Source organism: Rhizobium sp. BK098 (assembly GCF_014193155.1).
Taxonomy (GTDB): Bacteria; Pseudomonadota; Alphaproteobacteria; order Rhizobiales; family Rhizobiaceae; genus Rhizobium.
The window spans coordinates 26,256-39,217 of the sequence record NZ_JACHYY010000013.1; the positions used below are offsets into that span (position 1 = coordinate 26,256).

General features: G+C 61.0%; 17 protein-coding genes and 1 other RNA gene. 9 read left to right on the forward strand and 9 right to left on the reverse strand.

Going from position 1 to position 12,962, the window contains the following annotated elements:
* Positions 1 to 72: 72 nt before the first annotated feature.
* Positions 73 to 1,230 carry a patatin-like phospholipase family protein gene (locus tag FHT73_RS25425; protein ID WP_183715689.1) on the forward strand — a complete coding sequence of 386 codons (1,158 nt, stop codon included), beginning with the start codon at positions 73 to 75 and terminating at the stop codon, positions 1,228 to 1,230.
* Between the two features lie 59 nt (positions 1,231 to 1,289).
* Here FHT73_RS25425 and FHT73_RS25430 read toward each other — a convergent pair whose 3' ends face one another.
* On the reverse strand, positions 1,290 to 1,868 hold the full coding sequence (locus FHT73_RS25430) for a cytochrome c family protein (RefSeq protein WP_112400332.1): 579 nt from the start codon (positions 1,866 to 1,868) through the stop codon (positions 1,290 to 1,292).
* Positions 1,869 to 2,019: 151 nt separating this feature from the next.
* Between FHT73_RS25430 and FHT73_RS25435 the strand changes: the two genes are divergently transcribed.
* Both FHT73_RS25435 and FHT73_RS25440 read left to right on the forward strand, forming a co-directional pair.
* A complete protein-coding gene (locus FHT73_RS25435; RefSeq protein WP_183715691.1) occupies positions 2,020 to 2,775 on the forward strand; it encodes a 3-deoxy-manno-octulosonate cytidylyltransferase in 756 nt (251 codons plus the stop codon).
* Between the two features lie 24 nt (positions 2,776 to 2,799).
* A complete protein-coding gene (locus FHT73_RS25440; protein ID WP_183715693.1) occupies positions 2,800 to 3,654 on the forward strand; it encodes a prephenate dehydratase in 855 nt (284 codons plus the stop codon).
* An 8-nt stretch (positions 3,655 to 3,662) separates the two neighbouring features.
* Here FHT73_RS25440 and FHT73_RS25445 read toward each other — a convergent pair whose 3' ends face one another.
* From FHT73_RS25445 to FHT73_RS25470, 6 genes are all read right to left on the reverse strand, one after another.
* Positions 3,663 to 4,061, reverse strand: a complete 399-nt coding sequence (locus FHT73_RS25445) for a VOC family protein (RefSeq protein WP_183715695.1) — start codon at positions 4,059 to 4,061, stop codon at positions 3,663 to 3,665.
* Between the two features lie 206 nt (positions 4,062 to 4,267).
* Positions 4,268 to 4,636: a VOC family protein gene (locus FHT73_RS25450; protein WP_112338900.1), complete on the reverse strand. Its 369-nt coding sequence runs from the start codon at positions 4,634 to 4,636 to the stop codon at positions 4,268 to 4,270.
* 210 nt (positions 4,637 to 4,846) lie between these two features.
* Positions 4,847 to 5,074 (reverse strand): hypothetical protein, encoded by a 228-nt coding sequence (locus FHT73_RS25455; protein ID WP_210290483.1) that lies wholly within the window; start codon positions 5,072 to 5,074, stop codon positions 4,847 to 4,849.
* Between the two features lie 84 nt (positions 5,075 to 5,158).
* The gene (locus FHT73_RS25460) at positions 5,159 to 5,845 is read right to left on the reverse strand and encodes a YafY family protein (RefSeq protein ID WP_112338899.1); all 687 of its coding nucleotides are present in this window, start codon (positions 5,843 to 5,845) and stop codon (positions 5,159 to 5,161) included.
* Positions 5,846 to 5,857: 12 nt separating this feature from the next.
* Positions 5,858 to 6,817, reverse strand: coding sequence for an NAD(+) diphosphatase (gene nudC, locus FHT73_RS25465; protein WP_112338898.1), 960 nt, complete (start codon positions 6,815 to 6,817; stop codon positions 5,858 to 5,860).
* A complete protein-coding gene (locus tag FHT73_RS25470) occupies positions 6,814 to 7,224 on the reverse strand; it encodes an HIT family protein (RefSeq protein ID WP_081598397.1) in 411 nt (136 codons plus the stop codon). Before FHT73_RS25470 ends, nudC begins: the two co-directional genes overlap by 4 nt.
* Positions 7,225 to 7,315: 91 nt before the next feature.
* Here FHT73_RS25470 and ffs point away from each other — a divergent pair.
* The 3 genes from ffs (at position 7,316) to FHT73_RS25485 (ending at position 9,763) form a co-directional block, all read left to right on the forward strand.
* Positions 7,316 to 7,413: signal recognition particle sRNA small type (ffs, locus tag FHT73_RS25475), an RNA gene on the forward strand.
* A gap of 45 nt (positions 7,414 to 7,458) precedes the next feature.
* Positions 7,459 to 9,333, forward strand: coding sequence for a DNA polymerase III subunit gamma/tau (locus FHT73_RS25480; protein WP_183715697.1), 1,875 nt, complete (start codon positions 7,459 to 7,461; stop codon positions 9,331 to 9,333).
* Between the two features lie 106 nt (positions 9,334 to 9,439).
* The gene (locus FHT73_RS25485) at positions 9,440 to 9,763 is read left to right on the forward strand and encodes a YbaB/EbfC family nucleoid-associated protein (protein WP_112609817.1); all 324 of its coding nucleotides are present in this window, start codon (positions 9,440 to 9,442) and stop codon (positions 9,761 to 9,763) included.
* A gap of 17 nt (positions 9,764 to 9,780) precedes the next feature.
* Here the strand turns inward: FHT73_RS25485 and FHT73_RS25490 are convergent, their stop codons facing one another.
* A complete protein-coding gene (locus FHT73_RS25490) occupies positions 9,781 to 10,257 on the reverse strand; it encodes an Lrp/AsnC family transcriptional regulator (RefSeq protein WP_183715699.1) in 477 nt (158 codons plus the stop codon).
* Positions 10,258 to 10,370: 113 nt separating this feature from the next.
* On the opposite strand from FHT73_RS25490, the gene FHT73_RS25495 reads away from it, so the two are divergent.
* Together FHT73_RS25495 and FHT73_RS25500 are read left to right on the forward strand one after the other, a co-directional pair.
* Complete coding sequence (locus FHT73_RS25495; RefSeq protein ID WP_183715701.1) at positions 10,371 to 10,907, forward strand: alpha/beta hydrolase; 537 nt, start codon at positions 10,371 to 10,373, stop codon at positions 10,905 to 10,907.
* Between the two features lie 93 nt (positions 10,908 to 11,000).
* The gene (locus FHT73_RS25500) at positions 11,001 to 11,612 is read left to right on the forward strand and encodes a LysE family translocator (protein WP_112609811.1); all 612 of its coding nucleotides are present in this window, start codon (positions 11,001 to 11,003) and stop codon (positions 11,610 to 11,612) included.
* 2 nt (positions 11,613 to 11,614) lie between these two features.
* Here the strand turns inward: FHT73_RS25500 and FHT73_RS25505 are convergent, their stop codons facing one another.
* Positions 11,615 to 12,238 (reverse strand): MOSC domain-containing protein, encoded by a 624-nt coding sequence (locus FHT73_RS25505; protein WP_183715703.1) that lies wholly within the window; start codon positions 12,236 to 12,238, stop codon positions 11,615 to 11,617.
* A gap of 57 nt (positions 12,239 to 12,295) precedes the next feature.
* Here FHT73_RS25505 and recR point away from each other — a divergent pair, with 57 nt between their 5' ends.
* Positions 12,296 to 12,901, forward strand: a complete 606-nt coding sequence (gene recR, locus FHT73_RS25510) for a recombination mediator RecR (protein ID WP_112338892.1) — start codon at positions 12,296 to 12,298, stop codon at positions 12,899 to 12,901.
* The last annotated feature ends 61 nt before the right edge of the window (positions 12,902 to 12,962 follow it).

A 12,962-nucleotide genomic window follows, 5' to 3' on the forward strand; every position in this document is an offset into this window, starting at 1 on the left:
AGCAGGCAGGAAAATGGTCATATATTTTGCGCATCCCGGCCTTCCCACCCGGAGCGCAGCAAAGGATGGCACATGAATATTGCAGCTCAGCTCACCAATCCCGCGTCAGCCTATGCGCAGAAGGTCTTCGTGCTCCAAGGCGGTGGCGCGCTCGGCTCCTATCAGGCGGGTGCCTTCCAGGCGCTGAGAGAACAGAATATCGAGCCGGACTGGATCGCCGGCATCTCGATCGGCGCGATCAATGCCTCGATCATGGCCGGCAACGTGCCCGGCGAGCGGCTCAAGGCGCTGAGCTCCTTTTGGAACAAGGTGACCGTGCATCTCCCCGTCGATCTACTGATGGAAGATCGGCGCGAGACCAACCCTTTCTATCGCTCGGTCAGCAGCTGGTGGGTATCGACCTTCGGCGTGCCCGGCTTCTTTTCCCCGTGGCAGCTTCCAACCTGGTTCCAGACGCGCGGCTCGGCGGGCGCGACCAGCATCTACGATACGGGGCAATTGCGCCAGACGCTGCTCGATCACGTCGATTTCGACCGAATCAACCACGGCCCGGTGCGTTTGAGCCTCGGCGCCGTCAATGTGCGCACCGGCAATTTTGCCTTTTTCGACAACAAGGAGATCAAGATCGGACCCGAGCATGTGATGGCGAGCGGCGCTTTGCCGCCGGGCTTTCCAGCGGTCAAGATCGGCAACGAGCACTACTGGGACGGTGGCCTGGTCTCGAACACGCCCCTGACCTACGTGCTGCGCAATGGCGCCGCGATCGACACTGTCGTCTTTCAGGTCGATCTCTTCAGCGCCGTCGGCCCGCTGCCGCAGGATCTGGAAGAGGTCGAGGAGCGGCGCAAGGACATCACCTATTCAAGCCGCACACGGCTCAACACAGATCTCTTTCTGGAACGCCATCGTCTGCGGCGCGCAATATCGGAGCTCTATGCCCGCCTTCCCGAAGAGGCCAAAGCCGATCCGGAGATCAAGAAGCTGGAGCAGCATTGCTCCGATTACGGCGTCACCATCATCCACCTGATCTACCGCAACAAGCAGTTCCGGTCGCATTCGAAGGATTACGAGTTTTCGGCACTGTCCATGCACGAGCATTGGGAGGCCGGCTTGCGCGATGCCCGTAAGGCGCTGGTCGCCGAGGATTGGCGCATGCCGCCGAGCGCCGAGGACGGGTTGAAGGTGTTCGACCTCGATCAGCGGACGCAATCCCGCCGGCATTCAATCTGAGCGAGCAACACAAAAACGCGGCCTGACGGCCGCGTTTTTCAATCGATCCGGTAATTGCCTCAGTTCGTGGCGGCCGGTGCGTTCGGGTCCGGCAGCGGCACCTGGGTATCGGCGAGCGTGCGCAGATAGGCGATCACGTTGGCGCGATCCTCTTCCTTCGGCAGGCCGGCAAACCCCATTGCCGTTCCGGCGACGAATTTCTTCGGCGCGGCCAGGAAATGATAGAGGTGGTCATAGGTCCACTTTTCCGTACCGCCCTTGGAAAAATCCTTCATGCCGGACGAATAGGCGAAGCCTTCGTGCTCGGCGACCGGGCGGTCGACAATACCCCAGAGATCGGGGCCAACCTTGTTCGGACCACCCTTTTCTCCGGAATGACAGGCCTGACACTTCTTGAAGATCGTTTCGCCGACCTTGGCATCGGCCTTCTGAAGGAGCTGAGCGATCGGCGTATCCGGCTTGGCAGCCGCGCCCTTGTCACCGCCCGCAGCCGGTTCCTCGGTCGCGACGATGGCAAAACCGGGCTTTTCCGGCGCCTCTGAATGGAAAATAAATCCTGACGCGAGCGACACGGACTTCAACACGAACAGCGTGGCCAAAAGCGCCCCGACACCCATGTTCACGTAGGATGAATTCATCTGCTATGCTCCCCTCGCCGCCAGCATCCTCCGCTGGCCCATCTTGAATTCGCGCGAAACCTATGTCTTTTGGCTGTTTCTTGCAACTCTGTAAACGGTCTCCACCATGAGACGTTTTGACACTTTTCCCTCGGGAATAGAAGGCCCAACAATGACTGATTCAAATTTAGACAAGACGCTGGTCCTCATTCCCGCCCGCATGGCCTCCACGCGCTTGCCGGGCAAGCCGCTCGCGGATATTTGCGGTCTGCCGATGATCGTACAGGTTGCCAAGCGCGCGCGCGAGGCGGCGATCGGTCGCATCGTCGTCGCCGTCGACCATGAGGATACCTATGCCGCAGTCGCCAATGCCGGCTTTGATGTCGTGATGACCGGCAAGGATCATCAATCGGGCTCGGACCGCATCTACGAGGCGCTGCAGGCCGTCGATCCGCAGGGCCGGGCCGAAATCATCGTCAATGTGCAGGGCGACCTGCCGACGATCGATCCCGAGACCATCCGCGCCTCGCTGCGCCCGCTGGAAAATCCGGCCGTCGACATCGCCACACTGACTGTCGAGATCAAGGACGAGGAGGAAAAGACCCTGCCGAGCGTCGTCAAGGTCATCGGCTCGCCGATTTCCGAAAATCGCCTGCGCGCGCTCTACTTCACGCGTGCAACTGCGCCCTACGGCAAGGGGCCGCTCTATCACCATATCGGTCTCTATGCTTACCGCCGCGCTGCACTCGCGAAATTCGTGAGCCTCGGCCCATCGCCGCTCGAACTGCGCGAATCACTGGAACAGCTGCGGGCGCTGGAAGCCGGCATGCGCATCGATGTCGAGATCGTTGACACGATCCCGCTCGGTGTCGATACTCCCGCCGACCTCGAAAAGGCCAGACGCATCCTCTCCGCCGCTTCTCATTGACGGCATTCCCCCAAGGGCAGTCCCATGATTACCAAGACCAACAAGATCTCCTTCCAGGGCGAGTACGGCGCCAATTCCGATATGGCCAGCCGTGACATGTTCCCGACCATGGAACCGCTGCCCTGCCAGACCTTCGAGGATGCCCTCACCGCCATCGAGAACGGCGACGCCGATCTCGGCATGATCCCGATCGAAAACACGATCGCCGGCCGCGTCGCCGACATCCATCATCTGCTGCCGGAATCACGCCTGCATATCGTCGGCGAATATTTCATGCCGATCCGCTTCCAGCTGATGGTGCTGCCCGGCGTCAAGAAGGAAGAGATCCGCACGGTACACAGCCATATCCACGCGCTTGGACAATGCCGCAACATCGTGCGCGCCAATGGCTGGAAACCGGTCATTGCCGGCGATACGGCGGGGGCTGCCAAGCTGATCAAGGAAACCGGCGACCGCAGCATGGCGGCACTGGCGCCGCGGCTTGCGGCCGATCTCTACGGGCTGGAGATCATCGCCGAGAATGTCGAAGACACCGAAAACAACATGACGCGTTTCGTCATCCTGTCGCGCGACGAAGACTGGGCGGCACGCGGTTCGGCGGACGAAAAGATCGTCACCACTTTCGTCTTCAACGTCCGCAACATTCCCGCCGCCCTCTACAAGGCGCTCGGCGGCTTTGCCACCAACGGCATCAACATGACGAAGCTTGAGAGCTATCAGCTCGGCGGCCGTTTTGTCGCAACGCAATTCTATGCCGATATCGAGGGCCATCCCGCCGATGCGCATGTGCGCCGCGCGCTGGAAGAACTGCGCTTCTTCTCCGAAAAGGTCCGCATTCTCGGCGTCTATAAGGGACACCCGACGCGGGGCGATCTTTAAGCAGGCGGTTATGGCGACGCCTTGGTTACGACCTCGATTCGATGCCCATCCGGATCAATGACGAAGGCCGCGAAATAATCCGGGCCGTAATGCGGCCGGAGACCTGGCGGCCCGTTGTCCGTGCCACCGTGAGCGAGTGCAGCCTCGTAAAATGAGAGGACGGCTTCCCGGTTTGGCGCGGCAAAGGCCAAATGAAAACCGGAGCCGGGTGCCCGAGCTTTCTTGCCACGCAATTTGATGGCGAACTTGTCGCCACCGCCCGCCGGGCCGTATCCGATCGCCTGGTCGGGATCGCCGGCGGTCAAGTCTTCCCAAACCCTGACATAGGCGAGCGGTGCGAATGCTGCGTCGTAGAATGCGGCGGCTTTCTCGATATCGGAGACACCGAACGAAATATGATGGAGCAATTGATCCTCGCGTGACTCTTTATCTATCGATCAGTGTCTTTTGCGTCGGCAATGAGAGTCAACCCGGACGATTGGCGTGACTCCCTGGCAAGCCACTTTGATGAAACAGCCTGCGGAGGTCGCCGCTAGCCCCTCATCCGGCCTGTCGGCCACCTTCCCCCGCGACCGGGGAGAAGGTCAGGGTGAGGGGCAAGCTGGTTAAGGATTTACTTATCCGGCTCACAAACCCGAAGGCGATGGCCATCGGGATCGAGCACGACGAAGGTCGGGCCGAAATCCATGGTCGTCAGCTCCTGTGCGATCGGCAGGCCGCGTGCCTTCCAATCCCTGTAATGCTGCTCAACCGCCCCGGTGCCTTCGACCATGAAGCCCAGTTCGCCGCGATTGCCGATGGCGGAGGGCTGTGGCTCGACGCTGCTGCGGCGCCAGAGACCGAGACTTAGGCCATTGTCGAGCGCGAAGGCTACGAAGTTCGGCGACGCGAATGCCGGCTCACGGCCGAAGAGATCGCGGTAGAACGGCGTACTTTCGCTGGGATCCTTGACATAGAAAATGATGAGGTTCGGGCTGGTCATGTGGTTGGTCCTCTCGTTTGGGTGAATTTAAGGGCATGCGGATAGGAACCGGCGAACGGAGCAAAGTTCGCCGGGAGTGACTGTGTCATTGCGTGGTTGAAGGCGTGCGGAGATGCGGTTCCAAAACGCGTTGCGCTATTCGGATCAGCGTCTTGCGCTCGGATCTTTGATTATGCGCAGGTCGTTACCGCGAAGGTCGCGTCGATTGCCTCAGCGCATCCGATCTTCCTCTCGATACGGCTCACAGCCGTCGAGAAAGCCAAGATCCCGCTTCACGGAATCAGGCACTTCCTCAATATCGAGGCGATTCCAGCGGCGGCTGAAATAGCCGAGGGCGACCTCAGAGAGACGATCGGGCCATGACTGATGCTTGCCTTTGAGCACCTCAATGTCGCCGCGATGCACATGTTGCGAAATGATGGAAACGTTGCCTGCCATGATCGGTCCTCCTTCCTGCTTGGATGGTGCCGATCATAGCCAAGCCTACTGACAGTTTCTGGCAGTAGCATTGCGCCCCGAAGATCAATTATGGGCCAGGCCCTCGCGCGCCTGCCATTCTCTTGCCAGAGCGACGCGGCGGCGTGGGTAGCGCGCCTCGAGCACCGCGAAATCGACGATGCGATCGGCGCGGAAATGGCGGAAATCCTGGCGTAGTTCGCACCAGGCCATGATGATGCGGGAATTGTCGAAATAGCCGAGCGCGAAGGGCCAGATGCGCCGGGTCGAGATGGCGCCGTTCACATCGCCATAAGTCAGCTGCACCATGCGCTCGGTCTGGATCGCCTTGCGCATCAGGGAAAGATCGGCCTTGTCTTCGGTGATGCGGCGCGTGCCGACGACCACGGCCGCCTGGTCGACCGCCTCGCGGAGGTCCGCGGGCAGCACGGCGGCAATCTTTGCGAGCGCATCGGTCCCGGCTGCCGCCAGACGAGCGTCGGTTGCACGCGCAACCCATCTCGACCCTAGCACCAGCGCTTCGATCTCATCCTGGGAAAACATCATCGGCGGCAGCATGAAGCCGGGCTTCAGGACATAGCCGATGCCCGGCTCGCCCTCGATCATCGCACCCTGCGACTGCAGGCTGGCGATATCGCGATAGAGCGTGCGCAGGCTGACGCCGGTTTCCTCCGCCAGAACGGCGCCGCTCACCGGACGACGATAGCGCCGCAGCGTCTGCAACAGCGTCAACAAGCGTTCGGAGCGGGCCATGGCAGAATAGTCCTAGCGCTTCCATTCCACCCAGTCGCGCATCAGGCGATGGGCGATGGCACCCTTGGGCGGAGAGGTATTGCCGGATGCAGAGACGCGATCGAGCATGGCAAGCGTCTCTTCCGGGGTAAACCAGCGGCAATCCTCGAGTTCGGCCTCATCCATATGGATTTCCATCGACTTGGCTTCGGCATAGCAGCCGATCATGAGGGAATGCGGCATCGGCCAGGGCTGCGAGGCGTGATAGCGCACACGGCCGATATGAATACCGGATTCCTCGAGCGTTTCGCGGCGCACCGCGTTCTCGATTGTTTCGCCCGGCTCGACGAAACCGGCGAGACAGGAATACATGCCCGGCGCAAAATGATGGCTGCGGCCGAGCAGGCAGCGATTCCTTTCCTCGTCGATGCCAAGCATGATGACCACGGGATCCGTGCGCGGGAAAATCACGTGTTCGCAGGCGGTGCAGACCCGCTTGTAGCCGCCGATCCTGCTTTCCATGACCGAGCCACACCGGCCGCAGAAGCGGTTGTCGCCATTCCATCGGATAAGGCTCATGCCCTGCGCGGCTTCGCCCAGGATTTCGCCTTCCAGCAGAAGATCGCGCCAGAGCGAGCGCATGTCAGCCGGCTTGTATTGGCTGGCAAGCTCGTCGGCATTGACGCGTACGGGCACAGCAAGGCGGGGCTCGCCACTCTTGCGATAACCGAGGAGAACGGCATCGTCCCAATTCGGATCGAGATCCTTCAACTCGTAGCGGGCAAACAGAGGGTCGAGCACCTGGCCATCATGCTTCAGCACCAGCCGGTCCTGGGCGAAGGCCAGGATGTGCGTGCCTTCCTTGGCGAGCGCCTGCTTGATCGATTCCTCGTCGCGATGCTCGGCATCCCGGTTGAGCTGGTTTTCCGCGAAAGCGGTGAGACTGCTGGCTTCCGGATGCGGGGCATCCGAGGAAAAGATGGAATGGCTCATTGTGAAAGCGTTTCCCGCAACTTGGCTATGAGGCTGTTCATGTCTTCGTCCGAATAGGGTTCCGCCTTGCCATAGCCCCAGACGGGACCCGGCCAATTGGCATCACCTTCGAACCGCGCGATGACATGAACATGCAGCTGGCGGACGATATTTCCAAGTGCCCCGACATTGATTTTTGTTGCCCCCGTCACCGTCTTCAGGACGCTCGCGACCTTATCCGTTTCGAAGGTCAGCAAGATCCGATCGAGGGGCGTCAGCTCGAAAACTTCCGATTTGTCGGGCCGGCGCGGGATCAACACGAGCCACGGCCAGCGGCGATCCTTCATCAGCCTGACGTCGCAAAGGCCAGTTATGGTGACGGAAACGCTGTCATTCGCAAGACGATCGTCGAGCGTAAACTCCTTCAAAGGGGTATCCTCCATTGTTTTATCAAATGTTTAGCAGTTTTTTTTGACCTTGGCTTGCTTTTGATGACGATATTGCCGATATGTGCATCCGGGAGGTTGGTGGTGGACGAGCCACTCGCCAACCGGGTCAGGTCCGGAAGGAAGCAGCCCTAACGAGCCCGGCACGGGTCATTCGTGCCAGCCTCCCACCCTTTCCGAAAGCAAGACCCGGCTTTCCGGGCAACAAGCAGGGCGATGAGCGACACCGAGCGACAAGCAAAAGATGCCGCTTCGACCGGCACCGGTTACCGGGTGCTGGCCCGCAAATACAGACCCAAGGACTTCACGGACCTGATGGTCGGCCAGGAGCCGATGGTCCGTACGCTGACCAACGCGTTCGAGACCGGCCGTATCGCTCAGGCCTATATGCTGACCGGCGTGCGTGGCGTCGGCAAGACGACGACCGCCCGTATCCTTGCCCGCGCCCTCAACTACAAGACCGCCGCGGTCGATCGGCCGACCATCGATCTGCGCGAACCCGGCGACCATTGCCAGGCGATCATGGAAGGCCGGCATGTCGACGTCATCGAGATGGACGCCGCCTCCCATACCGGTATCGACGATATCCGGGAAATCATCGAGCAGGTGCGCTACCGGCCCGTTTCGGCCCGCTACAAGGTCTACATCATCGACGAAGTGCACATGCTGTCGACGGCGGCCTTCAACGGGCTCCTGAAGACGCTCGAAGAGCCGCCCGAGCATGTGAAGTTCATCTTCGCCACGACGGAAATCCGTAAAGTTCCGATCACGGTACTGTCGCGCTGCCAGCGCTTCGACCTGCGCCGCATCAGCGCTTCCGACCTCGTCGGGCTGTTCACCACCATTGCCGGCAAGGAAGGCATCGAGGCGGAACCGGAAGCGCTCGCCATGATCGCGCGTGCCGCCGAAGGTTCGGCGCGCGACGGCCTGTCGCTGCTCGATCAGGCGATCGCCCATGGCAGCGGCTTCGTCGCCGCGGATGCCGTGCGCACCATGCTCGGCCTTGCCGACCGCGCCCGCATCGTCGATCTCTTCGGCCATGTCGTCAAAGGCGATGTTTCGGCTGCCCTTGCCGAATTCAACAGCCAGTACGAGGCGGGCGCCAATCCCGTGGTCGTGCTGACCGACCTTGCCGATTTCACCCATCTCGTGACCCGCCTCAAATATGTGCCCGATGCCGCCGACGATCCGTCGCTCAGCGAAGTCGAGCGCACGAAAGCGGCGGAATTCGCGCAAGGGGTTGCGGTAACCGCACTTTCCCGCATCTGGCAGATGCTTCTCAAGGGCATTGCCGAGACGGAGAATGCCTCTCGCACCGCCGGCGCTGCCGAAATGGTGCTGATTCGGCTTGCGCATGCGGCCCATCTGCCGGCGCCGGAAGATGCGGCACGCAGGCTTGCCGAATTTTCTGATGGCAATGGCGGCACTCGTCCCTCGCCCTCTTCGAGCGGCGGCAATGGTGGCGGCGCTGTGTCCTATCAGGGCAGCGCCGTGGCCCGCGCGGTCGAAACGCCGGCGCCGCGACCTACACCTTCCGCACCGGTCGCCATGCTGCGCTCCGTGCCGAATACGCAGCCGGATTCGCAACCTGTCGGCCGTATCGAGTCGAAGCCCGCCGAAGCGCCGAAGCCGCTGGTGCCTGTCAATTCGATGGCCGACATTGCCGAACTTGCGAGCCAGAAGCGCGATCCGAAGCTGAAGGCGCTGGTGCGCACATTCGTGCGCCCCGTCAAGCTGGAGCCGGGAAGACTCGATGTCAGCTTAACGCCGGGCGCGCCGGGCACGCTGCTGAACGAGCTTGCCGTCAAGCTGAAGGAATGGACCGGCATCCACTGGATCGTCAGCCTCAGCCGCGAGGAAGGCCAGCCGACGCTTGTCGAGGCCGAGGCGAACGCCCAGAAGCAACGGGTCGCCGATGCACGGCAGGACCCCGATGTTGCGGCGATCCTGGCGCAATTTCCGGGCGCAAAGATCATCGATGTGCGGGTGCGAGCACCCGAGATGGACGAAGAGGATGAAGCCGCTGCTTCTCCGGCAATCGCCGAATCCATTGATGGCGACATCCTCCCTGGCGACGATATCGAATTCTAAGGTTAGGATGGGTGCAGGCGGAACCGCTTCGACTTGAAGCGGTTGACGACCATGACGACATATCCTGCCGCTCAAACAGAGACTTGCAGAAGAAGGACCAAAGACGATGCGCGACATCATGGGCATGATGGGCAAAGTGAAGGAAATGCAGGCGAAGATGGAGAAGATGCAGTCGGAGATCGCCGACATTCGCGTCGAAGGCAAGGCCGGCGGCGGCCTCGTCACCGTTACCGTCAACGGCAAGGGTCTGATGCTCGGCCTCAAGATCGACTCCTCGCTCTTCAAGGAAGACGATGTCGAGATCCTCGAAGACCTGATCGTTGCCGCCAATAAGGATGCCCAGGAAAAGGCTGAGGCGATCGCAGCTGAAAAGACGCGTGAACTGACCGCCGGCCTGCCGATCCCACCCGGTTTCAAGTTGCCGTTCTGAGCGGGCACGCTTCCCCATCAGCGTGCGGCCGCCTTGCGAATGAGATCGCGGCCGATCGCCTTTATCGGTTCGTTTCGCAACACCAGCGATGTCGTCACCGCGCCATGGCGGGCGATGGAATCGACGATGGTTTCAAGGTCTGACGGTGTCGGCACAAGAACCTTGAGCAGGAAGCAATCTTCGCCCGTCAGCCTCAACACCTCGATAATTTCGGGCATTTCCGAAAACTGCTTCAGATACGGCCGGATATGCTCGTGTGTCGTGCGCAGGCGGATGACTGCCAGCATGCCGAGCCCGACGGCGGCGGGATCGACCACGGCACGGTAGCCGGCAATCACGCCACGCTCCTCCAGCCGCTTCAGCCGCTCCGATGCCGCCGGCTGCGACAGGCCGACACGACGGCCGAGCTCCGATACCGAGATTCGTCCGTCCTGCTGCAGGATTTCGATGATCGACAGATCCGTCGGATCCAGTCCTCTTTCGATAGTCTCCATTGCTCACCTTCAATTCATCGGTTGGGATAAGTTTTACCCGATGGATTGCAATGTCAATCGGTATCCCAGCATGCGAGCTTTTCTCCATGAGAGACCATGGAGAAAGGATAGAGATGAGCGATATCATCACGCTACCGGGGCTTGGCGGCTCAGGCGAAGGTCACTGGCAGACATTGTGGGAACGGGACGATCCAGCTATGCGACGCTTCCAGCCATCAAGCTGGGACAGACCGATACTTTCGGATTGGATTGCCGCGCTCGAATGGGAAATCTCCCGTTCTAAAACGCCGCCGATCCTGATCGCGCACAGCCTTGCCTGCCAGCTGATCGCCCATTGGGCGCCTGTGAAGAAGACGGCGATCCTTGGCGCGTTCCTGGTGGCTGTGCCCGACCCTACTGGCGAAATCTACCTTGCCGAGGCTGGGAGCTTTGCCAATCCGCCGCGGCAGCAACTACCCTTTCCGTCTCTGCTGGTAGCCAGCACCGACGATCCGTTCGGCTCCTTCGACCACGCACGCCATAGCGCCGAAAGCTGGGGCAGCACCTTCGTCGATGTCGGGCCACGCGGCCATATCAATGCGGCTTCCGGACTGGGCGACTGGCCGGAAGGCAAAGCAATCTTCGGGCGTTTTCGCGCCGAGCTTGGCTGAACATAAATCCGGCATTTGGAAAAGCCGCGCCGGAATGCTATCTCTGCCCCCTCTTCCAGACATCGTCTGGCCTGCCTGACCGGAGGGAATGCGATGAGCCTGTCGACGTTGCTTGTTTTTGCCGGTGCCCTGTTCATTGCGGCGGGATCGCCGGGACCGAACATCGCGGCACTCGTGGCGCGCGTGCTGACGAAGGGCGCGCGCAACGTGCTGCCTTTCCTCTCCGGCATGTGGCTCGGAGAAGCGATCTGGCTGACCTGCGCCGTTGCCGGACTTGCGACCATTGCCGAAACCTTCCATCTCGCCTTCGTGGTCATCAAATGGCTTGGCGTTGCCTATCTCCTCTATCTTGCCTGGAAGATGTGGTTTGCCTCCTCCGATACGACGGGAGAGGAGTTGCCGGAGGAGCAATCGGCCATACGACTCTTCCTCGCCGGCTTCACGGTCACCATGGGCAATCCGAAGATCATGGTCTTTTACGTGGCGCTGCTGCCCTCGATCATCGATCTGCATGGCGTGACGGTTTCGGGCTGGGCCGAGCTGGTCGCGACGATGTTTGCGGTGCTCGTCATCATCGATCTCTCCTGGGCGATGCTGGCGGCCAAAGCCAGAACCTTCCTCAAAAGCCGCCGGGCTGTGCGCATCGCCAATCGGGCCAGCGCCGGCACCATGGCAGGCGCGGCCGTCGCGATTGCCATGCGGTGATTTCAGGCCGCTGCGTCGCTTTCGATGAACGCCCGCAGCTTATAATGGATAGGCGCCGCCAGATAACGCGCCCGATCCTCCGGTGACAATCGCCTGCCGAAGGTCGCCATCATTTCCGGCATCGTCACTCTCGCGCCGGCATAAGGCAGATAGGTGACCGGCATGTCAGCGCTCACCGTGCCGCCCGCAAGAACGCGGCAATAGATGCCGGGCCGTCCGGCCCGGATATAGCGCTTGACGAATTGCGGATCGTCCGTCTTCGCTGCGAAGGTGGAGCAGGGAATACGCGCCGAGGTCACTTCCAGAACAAGATCGCCGGCTATGAATTGATCGCCGACGGCGATCTCGCGATTGTCCAGGCCTTCGATGATGATATTTTCGCCGAAGGCACCCGGCTCCATCGATCGTCCAAGCTCGCTTGCCCACCAGTCCAGCGTCACCGAACCTTCGACATAAACCGCCTGGTCACGGCCGCCGTGATGCTTGCGATTGCAGATAGCATCACCGAGCAGCCCCAGCTCGTCGATCATGACGGCACCGTTGACGGCATGCTTGTTGATGCCGGTCTTCGCTTTCTTGCCCGGCAGCATTTCAGGGGCGCCACGGCAAACGGCCAGAATTTTCATCGGTCAACCGTTCCTTCCGAGATTCCGTTCTTGAAGCTTATGAGCTAAAAGCCTCCCATGGCAAAGCGAGTCACCGGCCCCGAAATCGAAAAACTCATCCAGCTCCTGGCGAAAGTGCCGGGCCTCGGGCCGCGCTCGGCGCGCCGCGCGGCGCTGCATCTCATCAAGAAGAAGGACCAGCTGCTCGGGCCACTGTCCCATGCCATGGGCGATGCCTATGACAAGGTGAAGATCTGCTCGCGCTGCGGCAATGTCGATACCGTCGATCCCTGCACCGTCTGCACCGACGACCGTCGCGACCAGTCCGTTATCATCGTCGTAGAGGATGTCTCCGACCTCTGGGCTCTGGAACGATCAGGCGCGATGAACGCTGCCTATCATGTTCTCGGCGGTGTCCTGTCGCCCCTCGACGGTGTCGGGCCTGACGATCTCAACATTCGCGGATTGATCGCCCGCGTCGGCGAAGGCGGTGTCCGCGAGATCATCATCGCCGTCAATGCGACGGTCGAAGGGCAAACCACAGCACACTATATAACTGACCAGCTGGATGGCCTCGAGGTCAAGATCACCCGCCTTGCCCATGGCGTGCCCGTCGGCGGCGAGCTCGATTACCTTGACGAGGGCACGCTTGCGGCAGCGCTGAGGGCGCGGACGGCGATTTGAGGCGATTATTTTCGCAAAGACATAAGGATTGAGCATGAGGAGAGTGCATACCCCCCTCTGT